This window comes from Peribacillus sp. YIM B13477, from assembly GCF_042787955.1.
Taxonomy (GTDB): Bacteria; Bacillota; Bacilli; order Bacillales; family DSM-1321; genus Peribacillus; species Peribacillus frigoritolerans.
This window is the reverse complement of record NZ_JBHZPD010000002.1, coordinates 668,877-691,184: the sequence shown is the minus strand read 5'-3', so window position 1 is coordinate 691,184 and position 22,308 is coordinate 668,877. Positions and strand designations below refer to the sequence as shown.

20 protein-coding genes are annotated in these 22,308 nt (G+C 41.2%); 11 read left to right on the top strand and 9 right to left on the bottom strand.

What is annotated here, in order from left to right; genetic code table 11:
- The first annotated feature begins 1 nt into the window (after position 1).
- Positions 2 to 457 carry a GNAT family N-acetyltransferase gene (locus ACFX4H_RS10075; RefSeq protein ID WP_377435299.1) on the top strand — a complete coding sequence of 152 codons (456 nt, stop codon included), beginning with the start codon at positions 2 to 4 and terminating at the stop codon, positions 455 to 457.
- Positions 458 to 711: 254 nt separating this feature from the next.
- Here the strand turns inward: ACFX4H_RS10075 and ACFX4H_RS10070 are convergent, their stop codons facing one another.
- Positions 712 to 1,290, bottom strand: a complete 579-nt coding sequence (locus ACFX4H_RS10070; protein WP_377435101.1) for a GNAT family N-acetyltransferase — start codon at positions 1,288 to 1,290, stop codon at positions 712 to 714.
- 103 nt (positions 1,291 to 1,393) lie between these two features.
- Here ACFX4H_RS10070 and pdxR point away from each other — a divergent pair, with 103 nt between their 5' ends.
- On the top strand, positions 1,394 to 2,785 hold the full coding sequence (pdxR, locus tag ACFX4H_RS10065; protein ID WP_249596971.1) for a MocR-like pyridoxine biosynthesis transcription factor PdxR: 1,392 nt from the start codon (positions 1,394 to 1,396) through the stop codon (positions 2,783 to 2,785).
- Positions 2,786 to 2,850: 65 nt separating this feature from the next.
- Here pdxR and ACFX4H_RS10060 read toward each other — a convergent pair whose 3' ends face one another.
- Positions 2,851 to 3,270, bottom strand: a complete 420-nt coding sequence (locus ACFX4H_RS10060; RefSeq protein ID WP_034314851.1) for a MarR family winged helix-turn-helix transcriptional regulator — start codon at positions 3,268 to 3,270, stop codon at positions 2,851 to 2,853.
- Between the two features lie 670 nt (positions 3,271 to 3,940).
- Positions 3,941 to 4,144 (bottom strand): hypothetical protein, encoded by a 204-nt coding sequence (locus ACFX4H_RS10055; RefSeq protein ID WP_057275739.1) that lies wholly within the window; start codon positions 4,142 to 4,144, stop codon positions 3,941 to 3,943.
- Positions 4,145 to 4,272: 128 nt separating this feature from the next.
- Here ACFX4H_RS10055 and ytvI point away from each other — a divergent pair, with 128 nt between their 5' ends.
- Complete coding sequence (gene ytvI / locus ACFX4H_RS10050) at positions 4,273 to 5,316, top strand: sporulation integral membrane protein YtvI (RefSeq protein WP_241636860.1); 1,044 nt, start codon at positions 4,273 to 4,275, stop codon at positions 5,314 to 5,316.
- Positions 5,317 to 5,659: 343 nt separating this feature from the next.
- On the opposite strand, the gene ACFX4H_RS10045 is transcribed toward ytvI, so the two are convergent.
- Positions 5,660 to 7,012 carry a hemolysin family protein gene (locus ACFX4H_RS10045; protein ID WP_034314845.1) on the bottom strand — a complete coding sequence of 451 codons (1,353 nt, stop codon included), beginning with the start codon at positions 7,010 to 7,012 and terminating at the stop codon, positions 5,660 to 5,662.
- 619 nt (positions 7,013 to 7,631) lie between these two features.
- On the opposite strand from ACFX4H_RS10045, the gene ACFX4H_RS10040 reads away from it, so the two are divergent.
- The 4 genes from ACFX4H_RS10040 to uptA all read left to right on the top strand — a co-directional run bounded on the left by ACFX4H_RS10040 (position 7,632) and on the right by uptA (position 10,061).
- Positions 7,632 to 8,204, top strand: coding sequence for a YitT family protein (locus tag ACFX4H_RS10040; protein WP_048678063.1), 573 nt, complete (start codon positions 7,632 to 7,634; stop codon positions 8,202 to 8,204).
- A gap of 94 nt (positions 8,205 to 8,298) precedes the next feature.
- A complete protein-coding gene (locus ACFX4H_RS10035; RefSeq protein ID WP_377435100.1) occupies positions 8,299 to 9,012 on the top strand; it encodes a FixH family protein in 714 nt (237 codons plus the stop codon).
- A gap of 92 nt (positions 9,013 to 9,104) precedes the next feature.
- Complete coding sequence (locus ACFX4H_RS10030; protein WP_156319568.1) at positions 9,105 to 9,269, top strand: hypothetical protein; 165 nt, start codon at positions 9,105 to 9,107, stop codon at positions 9,267 to 9,269.
- Between the two features lie 162 nt (positions 9,270 to 9,431).
- Entirely contained in the window at positions 9,432 to 10,061 is a 630-nt protein-coding gene (uptA, locus tag ACFX4H_RS10025) for an undecaprenyl phosphate transporter UptA (protein WP_063592651.1), read from the top strand.
- Between the two features lie 58 nt (positions 10,062 to 10,119).
- Here the strand turns inward: uptA and ACFX4H_RS10020 are convergent, their stop codons facing one another.
- The 4 genes from ACFX4H_RS10020 to ACFX4H_RS10005 all read right to left on the bottom strand — a co-directional run bounded on the left by ACFX4H_RS10020 (position 10,120) and on the right by ACFX4H_RS10005 (position 14,963).
- A complete protein-coding gene (locus tag ACFX4H_RS10020; RefSeq protein WP_096339913.1) occupies positions 10,120 to 11,451 on the bottom strand; it encodes a hemolysin family protein in 1,332 nt (443 codons plus the stop codon).
- 274 nt (positions 11,452 to 11,725) lie between these two features.
- Entirely contained in the window at positions 11,726 to 12,835 is a 1,110-nt protein-coding gene (locus tag ACFX4H_RS10015) for a sensor histidine kinase (RefSeq protein WP_241636857.1), read from the bottom strand.
- 236 nt (positions 12,836 to 13,071) lie between these two features.
- The gene (locus ACFX4H_RS10010) at positions 13,072 to 13,965 is read right to left on the bottom strand and encodes a cation diffusion facilitator family transporter (RefSeq protein ID WP_063591905.1); all 894 of its coding nucleotides are present in this window, start codon (positions 13,963 to 13,965) and stop codon (positions 13,072 to 13,074) included.
- Between the two features lie 473 nt (positions 13,966 to 14,438).
- Positions 14,439 to 14,963: a universal stress protein gene (locus ACFX4H_RS10005; protein WP_063591904.1), complete on the bottom strand. Its 525-nt coding sequence runs from the start codon at positions 14,961 to 14,963 to the stop codon at positions 14,439 to 14,441.
- Positions 14,964 to 15,282: 319 nt separating this feature from the next.
- Between ACFX4H_RS10005 and ACFX4H_RS10000 the strand changes: the two genes are divergently transcribed.
- The gene (locus ACFX4H_RS10000; RefSeq protein ID WP_241636854.1) at positions 15,283 to 17,280 is read left to right on the top strand and encodes a transglycosylase domain-containing protein; all 1,998 of its coding nucleotides are present in this window, start codon (positions 15,283 to 15,285) and stop codon (positions 17,278 to 17,280) included.
- A 187-nt stretch (positions 17,281 to 17,467) separates the two neighbouring features.
- Here ACFX4H_RS10000 and ACFX4H_RS09995 read toward each other — a convergent pair whose 3' ends face one another.
- On the bottom strand, positions 17,468 to 17,776 hold the full coding sequence (locus ACFX4H_RS09995) for a hypothetical protein (protein ID WP_034314818.1): 309 nt from the start codon (positions 17,774 to 17,776) through the stop codon (positions 17,468 to 17,470).
- Positions 17,777 to 17,970: 194 nt separating this feature from the next.
- Here ACFX4H_RS09995 and iadA point away from each other — a divergent pair, with 194 nt between their 5' ends.
- The 3 genes from iadA to ACFX4H_RS09980 all read left to right on the top strand — a co-directional run bounded on the left by iadA (position 17,971) and on the right by ACFX4H_RS09980 (position 22,305).
- The gene (gene iadA, locus ACFX4H_RS09990; RefSeq protein WP_063591902.1) at positions 17,971 to 19,146 is read left to right on the top strand and encodes a beta-aspartyl-peptidase; all 1,176 of its coding nucleotides are present in this window, start codon (positions 17,971 to 17,973) and stop codon (positions 19,144 to 19,146) included.
- 1,063 nt (positions 19,147 to 20,209) lie between these two features.
- On the top strand, positions 20,210 to 21,322 hold the full coding sequence (gene pdhA, locus ACFX4H_RS09985) for a pyruvate dehydrogenase (acetyl-transferring) E1 component subunit alpha (RefSeq protein WP_241636849.1): 1,113 nt from the start codon (positions 20,210 to 20,212) through the stop codon (positions 21,320 to 21,322).
- Positions 21,322 to 22,305 (top strand): alpha-ketoacid dehydrogenase subunit beta, encoded by a 984-nt coding sequence (locus tag ACFX4H_RS09980; RefSeq protein ID WP_063592649.1) that lies wholly within the window; start codon positions 21,322 to 21,324, stop codon positions 22,303 to 22,305. The genes pdhA and ACFX4H_RS09980 overlap by 1 nt, the downstream gene beginning before the upstream one ends.
- The last annotated feature ends 3 nt before the right edge of the window (positions 22,306 to 22,308 follow it).

Here is a 22,308-nt window from a genome sequence, read left to right as displayed (position 1 = left end):
GATGGAGATAAGGGAATTATTCTTGGAGGAGCCACCCCCGATGCATTTATTGCTTTTGGCAGATCCTTCAAGGAAATTGGTCGAGGAATATTTGGGAAGCGGAACGTGCTTTGTTGCCATGAGTGATAACCGGATGATCGGCGTTTGTGTTTTACTGCAAAAAGGCCCGGAACTGATAGAGATAATGAACATAGCGGTCGATGAACAGTACCATGGAAGAGGAATCGGCAGGCAATTGATCGAACATGCGATAGGCCATGCAAGGAAACAGGGATATAAAATGATTGAAATCGGAACGGGGAATTCGGGGATAGGGCAGCTTGCCCTTTACCAAAAATGCGGTTTTAGAATAACTGGGGTCGATCGGGATTTTTTTACTAGAAACTATTCCGAGGCCATTTATGAAAATGGGATTCAGTGCCAGGATATGATTCGCTTGTCACAAAGCTTGGACTAAGCAGGGATCATCCAAGTCTGACGGAAAAGCTTTACTGACAAAAGGGTGCTAGGGGGGTAATGAACTTGTTCTTGGTGATATGATTTATCTTCTTTTTGCTTTACTAATGCCATTTTTATTTGCGATTGGTGTTTTCATATTCATTCGATCAACGAAAAGGCAAAAGGATTCTTTATCGGAAATTCGTGAAGTCTCACATGAATAATAGCAGCAAGAGAAAAGAGTGCAAAACAACGGCACTCTTTTTCTCATTTTCACCTTTCTAAAAAAGCTTCTAAATCCCTTTTCACACTGGGCCATTCATGCTCGAGAATACTATAGACCACCGTGTTCCTGATCCTCCCATCTTGCAGTTTTTTCTCCATCCTCAAAATCCCTTCTTCAAGGGCGCCGAGCCTGGTTATTGCGGCACGCGACCTTTTGTTGCATTCATCCGTCCTGAATTCAACCCGTTTCATTTGCCACTTTTCAAAAGCATGCTGCAATAACAAGTACTTACATTCAGTGTTAATGGCTGTACGCCATTTGTCGGGATGATACCAAGTCGCGCCGATTTCCAGCGATTGATTATGAAAGTGAATATTCCTTAAGCTCGTGCTGCCAACTACCGAATCATCTGTCCGATCGATAACGACAAATGGATGATGAAGTTCCTGTTCCCTTGCTCGAATGCCTTCCTTTACATAGGAGATCGCCTCTTCATATGACAAAATCTTTGTTGCACTCCATTTCCATATTTCAGATGGCAGGGAAGCGGCGTAAAGCGGTTCGATATGATGTTCCATCATCGGGGTGAGTATCACGTGTTTACCGTATAATTCGAAATGCTCCATAGTTTCCTCCTATTGATTGATATCTTCATTATAAAAATATTGTGGTTCTGCAATAAGGACCAATGCTGATATAATTTATGGAACCAGTTTGAAGGAGGACCAAATGTTTGAAATCACTCTAACCCTAGATAAAACGAACAAAGAAGCTTTATATGTGCAATTGTATAAATACTTTATAAAGGAAATCCAGAATGGACAAATAAAGGCCGGAATGAAACTGCCTTCTAAACGAAAACTGGCCTTGCATTTAGGGATAGGCCTGAATACAGTTGATACGGCTTATCAGCAGTTGATGGCAGAAGGATATGTGGAAAGTCAATTAAGGAAAGGTTACTACGTAGCCGATTTAGAACCGATTTCAGCTTTGAATGAGCCATTGCCTGTTACAGAAGGGATAATGGACCCTCTCAATGAAAGAAATGAGATAGATTACAATCATGGCCGGGTGGACGTGGATTCTTTCCCGCATGCCGTATGGAAAAAATGCTTGAATAATACGTTGTATCTACACGAAAGGGAAATGTTCATGAGCGGTGATCCACAAGGGGAATGGGGGCTTAGGGCTGAGATTTCATCCTATCTATTCCAATCAAGAGGAGTTCGCTGCGGGGCTGATCAAATCATCATTGGGGCAGGTACCCAGTATTTCATCCATCTTCTGCGGTTACTACTTGGAAATGAGCGGGTATTTGGGTTAGAAGATCCTGGCTTTCATCGGGTAAGGGAGGTACTGAGGCTGGAGGGGGCGGTTACGGAATTCATACCTTTGGATGAAAGTGGAATGAGTGTGGACTCATTGAAAGAGAGTACAGCGGATGTAGCCTATGTAACGCCTTCCCATCAATTTCCTTCCGGTATGATCATGCCGGTAACTAGACGGGTGGAATTATTGAATTGGGCGGTGGAAAAAAAAGGTTATATTATTGAGGATGATTATGACGGGGAATTCCGACATGCAGGCAAACCGATTCCGTCGTTGCAGGGGTTGGACACAAATGGAAGGGTCGTCTACCTAGGCACGTTTTCAAAGTCGTTCATCCCATCGATCAGGGTGGGATTTATGGTGTTACCCATGGAGTTGTCTTGCCGATTTCAGCAGAAGTTAATCGGATATAAACAGACCGTTTCCAGACTGATTCAGGAAACGCTCTGTCTTTTTATGAAAAATGGACATTGGGAACGCCATCTGAATAAAATGCGAACGATTTATCGTAAAAAGAATAAGGTGCTGTTGAACGCAATGGAAGAGAGCTTCCATGATCGTGTAGCCATAATCGGTGAAAAGTCAGGATTGCACGTTCTTTTAAACGTAAAAAACGGCAGCAGTGAGGCAGAGCTCATCCAAAGGGCTGCCTGTGTGGGGGTTAAAGTCCACCCAACATCGGTTTATCATTCAAAGAAAGTGAAAGATCCGACTATTTTGATTGGGTACGGTGGTTTAACCGAAAGGGAAATCGAAGCTGGAATCCGGCTTTTAAAAAAGGCATGGCTATAGCTTGGTGTGAAAGTGAGGAAATTCCTTGCTTCACACTTATTCTAAAATGATACAAGCTATCCATTTTAGTTTCTTATATTATTGAGGATTTTAAGGACCGTCTGGAAAAATACTTCCTGTTCTTCTTCAGTAATGCCTTCCAAGGCCTTTCCTTCGATTTTTTCTGCAATCTTAAGACATTTTGTATGTACCTCTTTGCCCCGGGGGGTCAGTTCTATTCGTTTTTCCTGTTCATCTTTACCAGGAACTTGTTTAATCATATTATTCTGTTCCATGCTGTTGACCGAACGTGTGATGATCACACTGTCTACATCCAGGTAACTGCAAATATCGGGGATTGTGGAATAGCCACAGTTCTTTAAGTAATTCAGGATTGTCCACTGATTATGGTAAATTTCAAGGGCTGTAATTTGTTCATTCATTTTGCTGACTAATGATCTCGATACTTGTAAATATTGATGAAATAATTGAGTAGGGTTCGTCATATGATTCTCCTTTATAATGGTCGACCAGTCCATTATATTCTTTAATTCTTAAAAGTCTATTGTAAAGAATCATTTATTTCAGTCAATGTTTATTTTTGGAAGCAAAGCGGGGAAGGGTAAAATTCTGGCAATATGAATGAATTGATTGAAAGCTCTGTCTTCCCAAATCTCAAACAACAAAGGGGGAAGCATATGTACAATCACAAGAAGAACCTTAATCATGATGGAATATATTTCAGCCTAGAGACAAATTCGAGAATTCATGTTTGCCTACAGTTTTTTTGTGGTTTCTCCATTTGGGCATTTATTTCCGTTCCAGGCACTCGCTTTCCGCGGGCGGTCCGGGGAGCCTCCTCGGCTTGCACCTGCGGGATCTCCCTTGGACACGCTTTTCCCGCAGGAGTCTCGAACACCCGCTCCAATCAACTTTGTTATAACATTTAGTTAGAAACCATACCTGAGGAGTTGAAGGTGCTGCCGGTACATCAATTAAAGATAGATACACTTTCCGGACCCCTTTTAGCTACTGCTTGTAATATATGATGGGAAGAATATATTACTCTTTGAAATGGTCCATAAGTGCCGACGAAATTGGTGAAAGTATAAAACGCGCTGAATGCAGTATATCCTGCAAACAAAAACCAGCCTCTAAAAAGTGGCTGGTTTTTGTTTAAAACTTCTCGCTGGTGGAGCGGTGCTTTGTTTCTTTTTTATTTCGTTCTTCTTGATGCTCATATTTAATTTCATCAATTGGTAAATCATCAATGGGCATGACCACTTGATCACGTTCCAGCTGTTTCTCCTGATTTTTCTTGAAGGCCTTGGATTTATCATTACGCTCCTCAAGATACTTTTCTTTATCTTTATTATCCAATGTGAATCCCTCCATCTCTTTATATCTCTTTTTCCCCTTATTGAGAAAATAAAACGTATAAGCGAAATATATGTGTCCCCGTTTCATAAATATAAGGAGAACAGGAAGGTGCAAGGAGGGTTTGTTCAGTGAATGTCGCTGTCTTTTTTCGCTGGTTTTGGAGGGGAATACTCCTTCTAGTCATATTAATCGTCATTCCCTATTCATGGGCGTTGATTTTAGCGCTGCTCACCGCCATTCTTTTGGATGGGTTGGTCCGCATGATTGGTGAAACGGCAAAGATGCATCGTTTTTGGGCAGTATTGATTTCATTTGTTTTATATGTAGGCGGGCTTATGAGCATCACTTATTATTCTTTTTCAGTATTAATCAAGAAGGTCATTGTCTATTCGGAAGAATTTCCCGGTTTCATACGTGAAGTGTATTTGACGGCTATTTTGCCAGTCATTAGGCAATGGGAACGGTATTCGCAAACTTTGCCGACAAACCTCATTCAATCGGTAGAACAGACGATGGAAAAGGGAGTCATGGCTCTGGAGGGGTTCACAGAGGGCTTTGTTCAGGATATGGTCCAGTTCGTTACACTCATTCCGGGATTTTTCATTGACTTTTTAATTTACTTAATCGCTTTATTCTTATTCAGTCTTGAATTGCCTAAATTAAGAAAAAAGGCAGTCCTTTATTTAAAGACATCCACCTATCAAAAAATTTCGCTAGTTTATCAAGATTTAAGGATGGCAGCCGTAGGCTTCATAAAGGCACAAATCCTGTTGAGTTTAATAACGTTCATCATGGCTTATGGAGGACTATGGTTGTTAAATGTGAAGTATATGATTCCATTGGCAATGTTAATAGTGGTGGTGGACATTCTTCCTATCTTGGGGACGGGATCTGTGCTGGTTCCTTGGGCAGCGATTGTTTGGGCTCAAGGAAATCATCATCTTGGTGTTGGCCTCATCATTCTATTTCTGGTCATTACCATCATAAGAAGGACAATCGAACCAAAAATCTATTCAGCAAATATGGGGTTGAGCCCATTGGCATCGTTGGTAAGTCTTTATTTAGGGTTTAAGATGCTTGGTTTCCTTGGGCTTTTCCTTGGACCTTCGATACTGATTGTTTATGATACGCTAAAGAGGGCAGGTGTCATTAAAACCAACTTCAAAATATGAAAGATTATTAGATGTTTTTGGCCTGATTTCTTAAATTTGACATATCTTTTACGGCTTTACCTTGACCGTTGCAATGATTGCAGTCCCGGGAAAAGAATTGAAGATAACGGGTTTTCCCTTTCCCTTTGCAGTGCTGGCAAATGGTTATGAGTTTCATGATTCTTCACTCCTTCAAAAAGTATCGCTTTTTTATCAGTATGAAACAATAAAGGTAGAACTATACTTCATGTAATCATCCAATGTTAAATGAAGCAGGTTTTATATAATATGTATTTATTTTATTTCATGTACCAGTTGAAAAAAATAACCCCCGCTCCTATTGTTTTAGGAACGGGGGTTATTATCATGAAACGATTTCGGTTTGTGATATGATCGGGAATTCTTTCACTTCGCTTACGACTTTTGCTTGTTTAAATATTTCAATATAACGAATATGGTGATCTTCCATTTCCTTTATCCTGAAGTTATAGGGACCATAAGTCAGGATATCACCTTGTTTGGCCTCATAATCCTCCGTAAGGATCCATCCGCCCATCGTATCAATATCTTCATCATTGATATCCAATCCAAGTAAATCATTCACTTCACTTACTAATACCTTGGCATCGATGATGTAGTGATCTTCTTTTAATTTGCGGACATCGGGAACTTCATCCAGGTCGAATTCATCGCGGATATCGCCAACGATTTCTTCAAGGATATCTTCAACGGTAACCAAACCTGACGTACCGCCGTATTCATCCATGAGGATGGCCATGTGGATCCGTTCCTTTTGCATTTTTAAAAGTAAATCGTGAATCGGGATACTGTCAATGACACGGATGATCGGACGAACATATCGGTCGATCGTTGACGCTGCCTGATTGTTTCTGTCTATCATTTCAGTGAATAGTTCTTTGATATTGACCATTCCTATAACATGATCCTTATCACCATCAATGACAGGATATCGCGTAAAATTCTCTTCCGCCATTACGGTGAAAAACTGCTGGATCGTATCATCTTTGGATACCGTTGCAATTTCTGTACGTGGAACCATGATTTCTTTTGCTATCCGATCATCGAATTCAAAAATCTTATTCACATATTTAAACTCTGATTGGTTAATTTCGCCACTTTTGTAGCTTTCGGAAACAATGATTCGAAGCTCTTCTTCTGTATGAGCCAAATCATGTTCGGAAACCGCTTTTAATCCTAGCATTCTTGTAAGCGTCCTTGCAGAGCCATTCAGTACCCAGATGAATGGATACATGACTTTGTTAAAGGCGATTAAAGGTTTCGAAACCAATAATGTTACTTGCTCCGCTTTTTGAATCGCCAATGTTTTCGGTGCCAATTCTCCAACAACGACATGTATGAACGTAATGAAAGAAAAGGCAATTGCAACCGAGAGTGCATGTGAAGCTGAATTTGGAAGATTCAATTGATTCAAGAGTGGGTGCAAAATGCTTTCAACTGTCGGTTCCCCAAGGAATCCAAGCCCTAGAGCTGTAACGGTAATTCCGAGCTGACAAGTTGACAGGTATTCATCCAGGTTGGAGATGACCTTCTTTGCTGAAATGGCATTCCTCGTTCCTTCTTCAATTAATTGATCGACCCTCGTGCTTCTCACTTTAACAATCGCAAACTCCGTAGCTACAAAAAATGCTGTTAAAGCAATTAAAATGGCAATAAGAACCAAGTTTATTATGTCCAAATAGTCTCCCTTAACTCGCCTTCGAGACGAATAAGGAGTACACCTCCTACATTTTTAAAATATACAAGTATATTTTTTTTGCCGTGCTGAATATTTTTCGGGATTGCTTCAAAAAGGCCTGTGGCCATGGATGTGCAGCAGCTTGAACTCCCATTTCTTTTAGTGATGAAGAGAATAATAGTATATGCCGATTAGCGATGCGTAGACGGGAAATAGAAGAATTTCTGTCTGAAGGAGTGCAGCCATTTTCCAAAAGGATGCACATATCCGTTACGCAAAGCAGCGCCTGTCCGTCAAAACGAACATTCTTTAATGCCCCATCAAATCACCTCAATCTAATTAATTTAAATACTTTCATTATAGAAAGAGTTAATCATTCAGTCAAACAGCTTACGGCACCTTAAATCCGGTAAATTGCTTGTAAAGGATCAGTTTGAGCTAATAATTAGCTGTTTTTGACTGTTTTCTCTACTTTATTGTAACATATTATAGAATATTCAGAAAACTAAGGGCCGTTTCATAAAAAATTGGTCAGTTTCATTATTTTTTTGATGGTACAAACATATTCTATAGAAACCAAGACAAGTTTTAAATGCAAGAATTAAAGGGGGTGGCGGCCATGAAAATCATGGAACGGATGGCAGCGATCATTGCCGGCAGCATGCTTGTAGGTGTGGGAATCAATTTTTTTCTGATACCTTATCATTTATTGGATGGAGGCATGATAGGGATTGGGCTGATTTTTCATTACTATATAGGACTTCCGACAGGACTGGGTGTGATTTTGAGCAGCATTCCATTATATATATATGCTTGGTACTTTGAAAAAAAATTATTCCTGAACAGCTTGCATGGCTTGCTTTTTTCCTCTTTATGCATCGATATTTTTTCCGACGCTGTCACAGGATGGAACCTCCCCATTTATGTAAGTGCGATAATCGGGGGAGGGTTGATTGGACTTGGAATCGGTTTAATGCTCCGGTATGGGACCTCTACAGGCGGAACCGATATGTTGGCACAGATCCTTTCCAGGAAAAGTGGACTCAATGTAGGTCTGCTGATTTTTTTCATTGATGGGTGTGTACTGCTTTGCGGATTGAGCGTTGTGGGGACTTCAATCTTTTTATATTCATTTTTAACGATCATCGCGGTAGCCATGCTGACTTCAGTCACCGTAATGCGAACCATTTGATGTAAAATTATGTATAAAAATCTGAAAAAAGGAAAGGATGGGCAATATGAAGAGGACAGATTTTTAGTCTAATAAATAGTAAAGGGAAGTTCATATGAAAAAACTTTATATGTGTACTGCGTTGTTAGTTATGCTGGCAGGGTGTCAAGAGTCTGAAATGCCAGAGGATAAGGAAGTGAACAGTGCTATTCCAGAATCGATGGATGCATCAATTGTCATTAAAGGGAAGGTGGAGCCTGGAAAAGAAGTCATTCTTGAAACGACAGTGAAACAGGGAAGCCAATTGGTGAATGAAGCTGATGAGGTGCTGTTTGAAGTGAGAAAGTCCGGACAGGATAAACGGGAAATGCTTGAAGCAAAGAATACTGGAAGTGGCATGTATCAAGTGATGCATACTTTTGAGGAACAAGGCAAATATATTGTAGTGTCCCATGTAACGGCTGAAGGCCTTCATGTAATGCCTGAAAAAGAAGTTGTCGTTCCAGGACATGAAAGTGAAGGTGCATCGGTTCATCCTGGTACGGATGTATCTATCGGGTTTCAAAGTAACCCTGTAAAGGCAGGAAACAGTTCGAACTTTGAAGCGACGGTTGAATTGAATGGGAAGCCGCTGACAAATGCAGATGTGAATTTCGAGGTGTGGAAGGAAGGCAGCGAAGAGAGTCATTTCACCAAAGCTGAAGAAGATGGGAATGGAACATATCTAAATAAGGTATCTTTCGAAGAAGCGGGAACCTATAAGGTCCAGGTCCATGTTGAAAAAGACGAAGTGCATGAACACCAACTGCAAACCATTCATGTCAATTGATTGTTTTTTGGATCGAATCGTTTAAACAGGTTTTATTACTTCGTTAAATGGGAAGTTAAAGGATAACGGTACAGCAGAAAAGGAGGGTAAGCATGAATAATCAAATAATCAACAAGTATAAAGATCTCGGGATTCATATTGAAAAAACGAAATCACGGCAGGAGATTTTCACTAATGTTTCACAAAATGATTCATCCTTACTCACTACCGCTGTTTTTTCTCAAATTTCCCAAAAAGGGGAGCTAAAAGAATATTGATGTAAAGAGACCGGAGTACATAGCAGCTGGTCTTTTTTTGTGCAATCCTGAATGTGGTGCATTGTGAAACTGGATATGAAAAATCGAATAGAACGTTATGAGCTGAATAGGATAGAAGGACAAACAATTTGAAATTAGCGGTAAGGGGAGTCCGATAGCATGATATCACAGCTTATTATGACGATATTGAATTGGTTTGCGGAAATGGGCTATATGGGGATTTTATTGGGGCTGATGGTTGAAATCATCCCGAGTGAGCTTGTTCTTGGATACGGTGGTTATGTGGTCGGCCTGGGGAAAATGAATTTTTGGGGAGCTGTTCTTGCCGGTGTGGCAGGCGGGACGATGGCACAATTATTTCTCTATTGGGCGGGGTATTATGGAGGAAGGCCCTTTCTCTTGAAATATGGAAAATATATTCTAATTAAAGAAAATCATATTGTACATGCTGAAGAGTGGTTTAAGCGGTATGGCGTGGGCGTGGTTTTTACGGCTCGATTCATTCCGGTTGTTCGCCATGCCATTTCCATCCCTGCCGGAATTGCGAGGATGTCAGTATGGAAGTTTATATTTTATACGGTTGCGGCTGTCATACCTTGGACCATATTGTTCCTGACCTTAGGAAGGATCCTCGGCGAGAATTGGCAGCAAATCCGGGAAATAACTGAACCCTATCTAATACCGGCTGCTGGTTTTTCCTTTATCCTCATCATGCTGTATATCTTATGGAAAAAAAAGAGCACACCTCCAATTGTAACGGTCAAAAAAATGGGACGGTTTCCCGATAAATGAACAAATCGTTAAAAAAACAGCCACGTAAAATAACCTTTTACGTGGCTGTTTTTGATCATTAACCTTGGGTAAGATCTTCTTCAAGAGGAAGATGTACGACCTTTTTTGTAACCTCGATGGAACGGATGGCGTGATCTTCCATTTCAATCACTTTAAAGCAGAATCCGTCTTTTTCCATGATGTCCCCTACCTTCACATCATAGTTTTCAGTAAGGACCCATCCGCCTATAGTATCTACATCATCTTCTTCCAAGTGAATGCCAAGGAGATCATTCACTTCCTTTACAAGAAGTTTAGAGTCCAAAATATAATGTCCTTCTTTAATTTTCCTGATTGAGGCAACTTCATCGATATCGAATTCATCACGAATTTCCCCAACGATTTCCTCGAGGATATCCTCGACTGTGACAAGTCCGGAAGTTCCGCCGTATTCATCCATCAAAATAGCCATATGAATGCGTTCTTTTTGCATTTTTAACAACAAATCGTGAATTGGTATATTTTCCATTACCCGAATGATCGGACGAGCGTAATTTTCAATCGCTTTGATATGGATTTCCCGGTTCTTGATAAGATCCGAGAAAACTTCCTTTAAGTTCACTAGGCCGATGACATGGTCTTTATCACCTTCGACAACAGGATATCTAGTGTATTTTTCCAATTTGGCCACATCGACGAATTCCTGTACCGTTTCATCCTTGGATATGGTCATGATTTCTGTCCGTGGAACCATGATTTCCTTGGCAACTCGATCATCGAATTCAAAGATGTTATTTACATATTTAAATTCCGACTGGTTAATCTCCCCGCTTTTATAGCTATCTGAAAGGATGAAACGCAATTCTTCTTCCGTATGGGCTATTTCGCTTTCGGATGCTGGCTTAAAGCCAAATAATCCGACAACGAATCGGGAAGAATGATTCAAGGCCCAGATGAAGGGAAAGGCTATCTTATGGAAAAAAATCAGCGGGCCGGCAATTGCCAAGGTCACTTGCTCAGCCTTTTGGATGGCAACCGTCTTTGGAGCCAATTCACCTACAACCACATTCAGGAACGTAATCAGGGAAAATGAAATGACAAATGTCAGAATGCTTGTAACTTCTTGTGGGATATTCAAGGCATTGAATAAGGGCCCAACCAATTTGAGGACGGTCGGTTGTCCTAGCCACCCCAGTCCAAGGGCAGTAACGGTAATTCCTAGCTGTGTCGCGGATAGGTATTCATCAAGATCGGATGTGACCTTCTTTGCCGCAATGGCTTTTTTGTTTCCTTCTTCAATCAGTTGATCGATCCTGGAGCTGCGAACCCTTATGATCGAAAATTCCGAAGCTACAAAAAAGGCTGTTAAAGCAATTAAAATAATGACAAATAAAAAACTTAATATGTCCAATTAGTGTGGGACTTTATTGAATCGCCAGATGTGCCGAACGATTTAATTATCCCAGTCACCTCCCAAAACCAATAATGAATGAAATGATATTAGTATATAAAATGTTAGATGGAAAAATAATTCGCTATCTTGTATGAAATCTGGTTTTTATTTTCAATCTATAGGATCATTCACCTCGATCAGTAGTGGAACCTTCCTATTAGTATAAGTAACTGGACGTCAATCAGTCAAAAATTTCACACTAAAACCCTAAGGAAAAAAGGATATTTATCCATTATTTAGTTTTTAATTGTATGGAAAAGGTTGTTAGGAAATCGGTAGAGTGACAGGATAATGTTCCTTGATGCTTTAAAACGATTTCTTTACAGACGAATAATCCCAATCCCGTTCCTCTTTTTTTTGTGGTGATGAATGGCTCAAAAATATTCGGCAGGACGTCGTCAGGTATCTTCGGCCCATTATTCGATATATTTAAAGTAAGAATGCCGGGTGGCGATTCAGAGCCTGAAATGTAAATGGATGGGGAAGGCATCCCTGCAACCACATCAAGAGCATTTAATATAATATTTAGTAAAACTTGACGGAATTCTTCTTTAGAACCCGAAATTACGGCATCCTCGGCAATATTGCATGTAATGGAAGCATTAACTTCCAAAATGCTGGGATATAAAAATTCGATCACCTCATTCACAAGCTGAGCAATGGAAAATAGATCAGGTTGTGTTGTTGAAGTCTCCTTTTTGGAAATATTAAGAAATTGCGTGATCCGGTAATTGAGCTGATCCAATTCCTTTGAAATGATATCAAGGTACTTTATCTCAGGTTGTTCTGCCTGTAATAATTGTATGAACCCCATGATGGAAGTCAGTGGATTTCTGAATTCATGGACAAAGCTTGAGGTCATTTGGCCAAGGAGCGTCAAACGGTCTTTATGGTTTGGGCTTATGAATTGATAGCGTTCTTCAAGTTCCATCGTTTTCAATTCGGTATAATGGGATAATGCAAAATGAATGAGTTTATCGAAGTAAACGTTTACCCGTTTTATTAAAGCCGATATTTCTTCTTTGTGTGCGCCGGAATTCAAAATGTGCTCTATGATGACGGATCTCCCGATGGTTACAGTGGAAAAGAAATTTTCCATATCCAATTGCTTAGTAACGCGATCAGCCGCAATTTTTTCCCCCACGACCTTCAGTACATCGTCTATGTCAGTATCCGATTTTCCAACCTGATCCATTAGAAAATTAAAAATATTTTCCACTTCTCCTTTGAAATACCCCAGATATCCGTCCGGTAAATGCAGCAACTCATCTTTCCATTTGGAAATGATACTGTTTTTTTGAGAAGATAAAAAGTGAATGGTCATTTCTCGATTAGATACCATTTTGCCCTCCATACTATAGGAAAATGAATTTACTTTTGAACCAGAAAGTGCTTTATTTGAATGAAATTACAAAATATCAAAATAATTACAACTTGTTTTCATGATAACAGATTACTGTTCCTTTAACATGTGTCAATTGGATAAATATTCGGCAATCAATCAATAAATACCTTTTTTTGACACAGTTTTATTACAGTAATTACAGGAATAAATAACAAAAAAAGGTATCCGTAAAGTTAATGACGGTTACCTTTTTTATGAAATGCATATGGTTCGATGTGTACGATCACATGCTGGATATTATATTCCTTCAAAAGATTTTCTTCGATTCTAACTGTAATATCATGACCTTGGATGACGGTCAAAAGAGGGTTGACATGAACGGTAGTTTCGAGCAGGATTTCACTTCCGTGCATCCGTGCTTTAATTTCACTCATGTCTTTAACACCCTCTGTCAATATAATCGTTTGTCCGATCTTTTGCAGGAGTTGCTCGTCGAAACCATCGGTTAAAGAGATGGATGCATCACGAAAGATATCCCAGGCCGTTTTGCATATAATGACCCCAACGACTGCTGCAGCTATCGCATCCAGCCAAGGGATTCCCAACTTAGTACCGATGATTCCAATGAAAGCACCAACACTGACAAGGGCATCGGAACGATTATCCTGAGCAACGGCATAGATGGAAGAGCTGTTGATTTTTTTACTTAATGTAAGGTTATAACGGTAGGTTCCGTACATGAAGATGGCAGAGAATAGAGCGACATAACCGGTCAGCATACTGGGTACGGTTGTTGAATCTTGGTGAAAGAAGGATTCAATGGCACTGTATATAACCTGAAGGCCCACAGTGATCATGATGAAGGCAGCTACCAATGACGCTACGGTTTCCGCCCGTAAATGACCATATGAATGATTATCATCAGGAGGTCTCTTTGAAATTTTCAAACCAATCAAAACGGCTATGGAAGCGATGATGTCGGTCGTATTATTTAAACCATCAGCCCAAAGCCCTTTAGAATCACCGAAATAACCAAATGACAATTTAAGAGCAGACAAGAATATGTAAGCGGCAATGCTTATGTAGGCGCCTTTTTCAGCTGATATCGAATGTTTATCCATGTCCATTCCCTCCCCAATGTAAATTAGGCTTAATAAAATCAAACCTTAGTGAGTCTATAGAAAAATTGTCGCATTCTAACTTGGTTATCAGCAGGTGTATTGAAAGTCTGTAAAGAAGTTGGATTAACGAAATGATATTTACATGAAATGGTAAAAGGGTGAGTTTCGATGACATGTACAGTTTTTCTTTAATTGGCATCTAAAGAAACTAATAGATATTCTAACCGATGATCGAAAATTAAATACTTCCACAAGGGGAGCCTAAAGGCTGAGGGTGAACGGTTCTGGTTCAGCCATTTTGAACCTGATAGTCAGTACTGATGCAGGATGTGGTTTTGGGCAGCAATTAGCAACCCGGTGTTTTTAGGCTGCTCCGAATGTAATACTGAAAAAATCCGAAAAAGGCCGGATTCTATATGAACCCGGCCTTTTTCGGAGAATGTATGACTCGAACCAATAGGGAAAAACCCGCTCATTCTTCATTTTGCAATGAATACCGAACATGGTGCGTTTTTCGCAATGGAACTACTTGTACTGCCAAGGAAGAATTTTTCCAAACCGCTTTTATCGCTATTGCCGACAACGATAAGATCAGCTGAATTTCTCGCTGCAAAGTCACATACGCTATCTGGCGCATATCCTTCCAATAGTTCGAATTTCCCCGTCACTTGACATTCACTTAACAATCTCAACGTATTACTTTCTGCGTTCTGAATACTATTCTCGAGGGCGGAGGGGGTGTCATTTACCTTTTGATTTCTTGGCTGGTCAACTTCAACAACAGGATGTGTCTGGACTGGATCCACATAAAATCCGGCAGAGGGCACGAACCCCGGCGCGGAGGCGTTACCCATGATACGCTGTTCAACCTTATCATTTAGGACATGAACGACGGTCAACTCAGCTTTTGGAAAGGCCTTTTTCAATGTTGCTCCATATTCGACGGCCCGTTTACTTTCTTCATTTCCATCAAAAGCGACGACAATATGTTTTAAGTCTTTCATTACTATCATCTCTCCCCTTTATAAGACCTTAATAGTGTTATACCCGCTTTTAAATGGCTACACGCCTTTAATCGGTATATAGATTGCCTTTTACGGGTAAAGGATAGATACGAGCATAGTTAAAATGGTAGGATGAAAATGCTCCTTCAGTTAATTGGCATACTCAGACGATGAAGGGATATCATCGGCAAGGATGCCGATTCACGTGTAAAGTGCTACAAGAAATGAGCGCCTTTTATTCAATCGACGAGTTTTCTTTAACAAAAAGGGTAAAATATTTTTAATGAAACATGTCGCAGATGGGAAAATGGGGGTACAAATGAGAGGGTTAGTTAAATTAGGTCTAATTATAATATTGGCGATTGTGGTTTTAGGCGCCGGTTCACTATTGTATTTCAGGCAGGGTGCTGATATAAGTCATCTTGAAAATAGTCTTCAGCAACCGACAGGGATCTATGATCTGGATGGGAATCTGGCCAGTACGATCACGGCAAATAAATCCGAGGGCGTTGCGATAGATGAAATACCGGAACATATGAAACAAGCGGTGGTTTCCATTGAGGATCACCGTTTTTATGAACATCACGGCATAGATTATCAAGGGATCATGCGGGCTTTGGTTAAAAATGCGAAGGCTGGAAGTGTTGTTGAAGGCGGGAGCACGCTCACCCAGCAGCTTGTGAAAATCACGATGCTGGAATCAGATCGAACACTGAAGAGGAAGATAGAAGAGTTTTTTCTAGCCCAGGAAGTTGAAAATAAATATACAAAAGATGAAATCCTGGAAATGTATTTGAATCAAGTTTATTTTGGCCATGGGGCATGGGGAATCAAAAAGGCTGCAAATATTTATTTTTCCAAAGAGGTCTCTGAATTGACCGTTGCCGAGGGAGCTTTGCTGGCGGGAGTCATTAACTTGCCATCCAAACTTGATCCATACAAGAATTTGGATGGTGCAGTGAAGCGGCGTGATTTGGTTCTTTCGCGAATGGCGGAACATGGTTATTTGACGAAAGATGAAGAAGCGGCCGCAAAAAAAGATTCGGTGACACTTCTTATGGGGGAGAAGGAAGCCGATCCATTAAGAGGTAAGTATCCTTATTATGTCGATCATGTTTTATCGGAAGCATCGAGTAAATATGGAATTAAGCTTGAGGAACTGCTTTCAAAGGGGTATAAAATTTACACGACCCTGGACCAGTCCATGCAGCAGGCTACAGAAAGCGTGTATGAGAATTCAGCCAATTTTCCGGTTGGGACGAGTACAGAGGAACTGGTTCAAAGCGGGTCTGTCCTTCTTGATCCTGAAACAGGCGGCATAAAAGCACTTGTCGGCGGGAGGGGTGAACACCAATTCATGGGATATAACCGGGCAACCCAACTGACAAGGTCTCCTGGTTCATCCATTAAACCGCTTGTCGTTTACACGCCGGCTGTTGAAGAGGGATATGATATCACTGACCCTTTAAAGGATGAAAAAATGAGCTTCGGTGAATATGAGCCAACAAACCTGAGTGGTCAATATAAAGGAGAAGTCCCCATGTATGAAGCGGTGATGAATTCCTTGAATGTACCGACGGTTTGGCTATTGAATGAGATTGGCATCGATAGGGGGCTTGATTCACTTAAGCGGTTTGGGATTCCATATGACAAGGATGATCGAAACCTGTCTATCGCTTTAGGAGGGATGAAAAAAGGTGTGTCCCCGCTGCAGATGGCAGGAGCGTTTTCTGCTTTCGCCAACGAAGGAGAACGGATGGAAACCCACGCCATTGTAAGGATAGAAAATGCCGATGGAAAAGAGGTTGCCGCCTGGAAAGAGAAAAGCACCAAAGTGACCTCTGTAGGCGCCGTCGACAAAATGAATGCCATGCTGCTTGGAACAGTGGAATATGGCACAGCGAAAAACGCGGCTGTTTCCGGTTATGAAATAGCAGGTAAAACAGGATCTACACAAGTTCCCATCGAAGGAGTATCAGGGGTTAAAGATCAATGGTTCATCGGTTATTCACCTTCGCTGGTCGGTGCTGTTTGGGCGGGATATGATAAGACGGACGCAAAACATTATCTAACGACACACAGCAGTCAGGGAAGTGCACTCATCTTTCAAAAAATAATGTCGAAAGCCTTACAGAATCAAGCTGCTCAATCTTTTAAAGCTCAAGATATCGGTCCGCTTATAGCAGAACAACAGGCACTTATAGCTGAGCAACAGGAGAAGGAAGAAGAGGAGAAGAGGAGACAATATTGGATTGACAAAGGAAATGAAATACGGGAAGGCTTGAATAAATGGAGGGACTGGGAGGTTCCGTGGTGATTCCAGGTCCGGAAGCATGATCAAGCCTTTCTAAATCAAATCAACAAAAAAGACTGTCAATAATTGACAGTCTTTCATCATTCTTAAAAAATGAGATTTGCTATTATGCCGATTACGACGATTGCGCCTATCACCATTAAAATGGTTCTCATATAAATACACCCTCTTCAAACGTAGTTGGAATCATTTAAATATTTACGGTTTGGTTCGATTGGAAACGAAATGCACTTTCATCATTTTCTTTACAAATAGCCTGTACTTTTTCAAGCATGGCGTGTACATTCTCGCCTTCAAGTATGACTTTCATCGTTGCACACTCTTGAAGAATGAGCACGAAGGATACGAAAGTCGAAAGTTTCTTGGCATCGACCAATTTATGGTTGCAGATAAAATATATATTCCCTTTAAATTCTTTTGTAACTTGATATAGGTTCATGATTTGTCGCATGGATAATCTTTTATTTGTTTGAATGTCAGAAGAAATCACTTTATTCATGTCGTTTACTCCTTTTGTTTTATACTTTTGGAAAAGCATAATCAAGATGTCAATTCAGCTACAACGTTTAAAAATGAACAAGTATGTTTTGGACTTTTTTTATGTAATTGTTAGCGGGTCATGTTGTATATTTACCCGCGTGAAAGATTTTGAAACCTATTTGAAAATTTCAATTTTTGGAGGGGGAATGGACAATGCTCACGCTTATTAAAAATGGGGAGCTTTATGGACCGGAATATATGGGCCAAAAAGATATCCTCTTGGTAGGAAAGCAAATTGGCTTCATTGAGGACCAGATTGATGTACCTGCCAATTTCGTTGAAATGAAAGTGATTGATGCGAGTGGTCAAATTGTGGCTCCGGGTTTTATAGATGCCCACGTACATATTATCGGCGGAGGCGGGGAAGGGGGTTTTAAATCGAGGACACCTGAAATCCAATTAACAGATGCCACTTTAGCCGGTATAACGACTTTGGTAGGGGTCATCGGCACAGATGGTACGACAAGGACGATGCCTGCACTGCTCGCTAAAGCGAGAGCGCTTGAAGAAGAAGGAATTAGCTGCTTCGTTCAGACTGGTTCGTATCAAGTTCCAGTCAAGACATTAACTGGTAAGATCGAGGATGATTTGATTCTTGTGGATAAAATTATCGGTGTTGGCGAAATAGCCATTGCCGATCATCGTTCTTCGCAGCCGACTGCAGCGGAACTCGCTAAACTGGCCTCGCAGGCACGTAATGGAGGTCTGTTATCCGGGAAAAGCGGTATCGTCAATATTCATGTCGGCGACAGTCTAGATCATTTGCACGTAATTGAAGAAGTTGTCGAGACAACGGAAATTCCGATCACTCAGTTCTACCCTACACATATAAACCGAAATCCGCATTTATTCAATGCAGGGGTGGAATATGCAAAAAAAGGGGGGTATATAGATTTTACGACAAGTACAATCCAGAAATTCCTTGAAGAAGGCGAGGTCAAAGCAAGTACAGCAATTAAAATGGCACTAGAAGAAGGCGTTGAAATCGGGCAGATCACCATAACTTCAGATGGGCAAGCCAGCCTGCCTGACTTCGATGGAAGCGGTAACCTGCGCGGTTTGAACATTGGTACATGCATGTCGTTATATGATTGTGTTGTCGATGCGGTCCTCGAGGATGGAGTGGCAATTGCCGATGCCCTACGGGTTGTGACAGAAAACCCGGCAAATATTTTAAAGCTTTCTGCAAAGGGAAAGCTTTCGGTAGGTAAGGACGCCGATATCATCATGATGAATCAACGAACTTTAGAAATAAATAGTGTTATCGCGATGGGGCAGATGATGGTCAAAGATGGCCATGCTGTCGTTAAAGGAACATTTGAAAAATAGACCTTTTCTACCTTTGGGTGCAATTCCCGTTGCGGGCCCTACCCCATCATGAAATGCAAAAAGGGTAACATTGATCTAATTTCGGATTTCTGAAATAGGGTATGTGTAATGATTTCAACTTCATGCACTCGCTTTCCGCGGGCGGGCGGGAGCCTCCTCGGTCCGCCTGCGGGGTCTCCCATGCCACGCTTTTCCCGCAGGAGTCTCGCGCCTTTCGTTCCATTCAACTTTGTGTTATTGAAAAAAATGCAGGTTCGTCTTATTCCGAACCCTTTAAGACTAGTATATCTTTCATGTTTTTCCCTGAACTCCTTAATAGATGGAAGAAATATGCGACACTCCTGCCGAAAAACTGGTTAGCCGAGACCCCACAGACGCTTGCGTCGAGGAGGCTTGGCAGCCAGTCGGCGGAAAGGGAGCGGATTTCTGAAATCAACTGGAATTATTAAAGAAAAAACTGCAGGCTGGTCTATTCCGAACCAAGTTTTAGACTAGTTTATCCTTCATGTTTTTCCCTGTACTCCTAAATGGATGGAAGAAATATGCGACACTCTTGCCGAAAAACTGGCTAGCCGAGACCCCGCAGACGCTTGGCAGGCAGTCGGCTCAAAGGGATGCGGATTTCTGAAATCAACTGTCTGTTGAAAAAACGTAGGCAACTGATTTCTTGGAGTTTTTTTACAGTCTAAGACCCATATATTAATATAATGGGTCTTTTTTGTGCTGGATACTTTTTGGATGAAGGTTCTAAATCTGTCGGGAGCATATCACATTTTGAAGGTAATCATTATGAAATTTCCCATTAAAGGTTCTCATTTTCAAAATGAAGGCGAAGTATCAGAAAACATCTTCTAAATAAAGGTAATATGTAAAAAATTCATTCTATTTAACATATTATTAAAAACATGGATGTATTATCCTTTTATATAAGGAAATGTAGTTTATGAAACAGCATTTAATCACAGACAGAAAGACCAATAAAAACATTTTGGGCTGTTATTTCATGACTGTTCAAAACCTAGGTAAGTTTGCGAAACAAATCTATCTTAAGGGGAGAAATGAAATGGAAAAGACGGGAAACCCAATAATGAAAGCGCATTCAAGCGGAGTTGAGCCGGAAATGTTTCGTGTATTGACTCCTGATGGGGAAATGATTGAAGCGATTGATGGAAAAATCGATAAATCACTTATGTTAAAGATGTATGAGAGCATGCTCCTGCTCAGAACATTTGACCGAAAATCAATAAATCTCCAGCGCCAAGGCAGGATTGGGACTTATGCACCTTTCGAAGGGCAGGAAGCATCCCAAGCAGGAAGCGCTTTAGCATTGTCGGCAGGGGATTGGATGTTTCCCACATACCGTGATCATGGAGCGGCAATCATTCATGGACAGGAATTATACCGTGTTTTCCTATACTGGATGGCGCATTTTGATGGTTCGATTTGTCCAGAAGGAAAAAGGATATTGCCTCCAAGTGTTCCAATTGCCACTCAAATGGTTCATGCAGTTGGAACGGCTTGGGCAAGTAAGCTTAAAGGCGAAAAGAATGTTAGCATCGCCTATTTTGGCGATGGAGCGACTTCTGAAGGGGACTTTCATGAAGCACTGAATTTTGCCGGCGTTTATAAAACCCCGACAATCTTTTTCTGCCAAAATAATGGCTACGCAATCAGTGTCCCTTTTGAAAAGCAATCGGCATCAAAAACAATATCCCAGCGTGCTGCTGCTTATGACATCCATGGGGTGCGGGTGGATGGAAATGATATTTTTGCCGTATGGATGACTGTAAAGGAGGCTGTCGAAAGAGCGCTTAAAGGGGAAGGGCCTACATTAATCGAAGCCATTACCTTTCGCTATGGCGCCCATACTACTGCAGACAATCCGAACATATATCGCGATCAGGACGAAATTTCAACGTTCTGGAGGGAAAACCGCGATCCCATTACACGCCTTAGAAAGTATTTGAATAAAGAGGGTCATTGGAATGAAGAGCAGGAAGAATTGGTGTTAAAGCAATTCAACGAACTGATCGATGCCCACCTTAAAAAGGCCGAAGCGTATCCGAAATCCGACCCGCTCGAAATGTTTAATCATGTATATGCCGAGGAGACATGGCATCTTAAGGAACAGAAGCAGGAATTGAACCAAATCTTAAGGAAAGGCGGGAAGAAATGATGGGCAAAAATTTAACGATGCTCCAGGCTATTACGGAAGCGCTGGACCAAATGCTGGGTCATGATGATCGCGTGATGATCTTGGGTGAGGATATTGGAGTGAATGGCGGGGTTTTTCGAGCGACGGAAGGACTTTATGAGAAGTATGGAAAAGATCGAGTTGTGGATACGCCATTAGCTGAATCCGGAATCATCGGCTCTGCCATTGGTTTGGCTCTTAACGGAATGCTGCCCATAGTGGAGATCCAGTTTCTCGCCTTTATTTATCCGGGGTTCGAACAGCTCGTTTCCCATGCTGCCCGTATGAGGTATCGTACTCGTGGGCAATTTGGGGTGCCCCTCGTAATCCGGACGCCATATGGTGCCGGAATCAGGGGTCCTGAACTTCATTCCGAAAGTGTCGAAACCTTCTTTGCCCATACTCCGGGTTTAAAGGTGGTTGCACCCAGTAATCCATATGACGCAAAAGGGCTGCTCATATCAGCGCTCGAAGATCCAGATCCAGTGATTTTTTTGGAACCGACTAAATTGTATCGGGCCTTCAAGGAAGAAGTTCCCGATGAAATGTACCGAATACCAATCGGTCAGGCAAAAGTGGTCCAGGAGGGAAGCGACCTGACCATTTTTGCCTGGGGGGCCATGTTAAGGGAGGCATTGAATGCCGCGAAAAGGATTGAAGCAGAAAAAGGCTGGAAGTGTGAAGTGGTCGATCTTAGAACTTTATACCCTTTAGATAGGGATGCGATCGTTCAATCCATTAAAAAGACAGGTCGTGCATTGATCGTCCATGAAGCCCATAAGACGGCCGGATTAGGTGCGGAGATTATCTCCATCATTAATGATGAAGCTCTTATTTACCTGAAAGCGCCGATTAAGCGTGTAACAGGATTTGATGTACCGGTTCCGCCGTTTACAATAGAAGATCATTATTTACCGACTGTTGACCGTGTAAAACAAGGAATTGTCGAAACGTTATCATTTTAATTG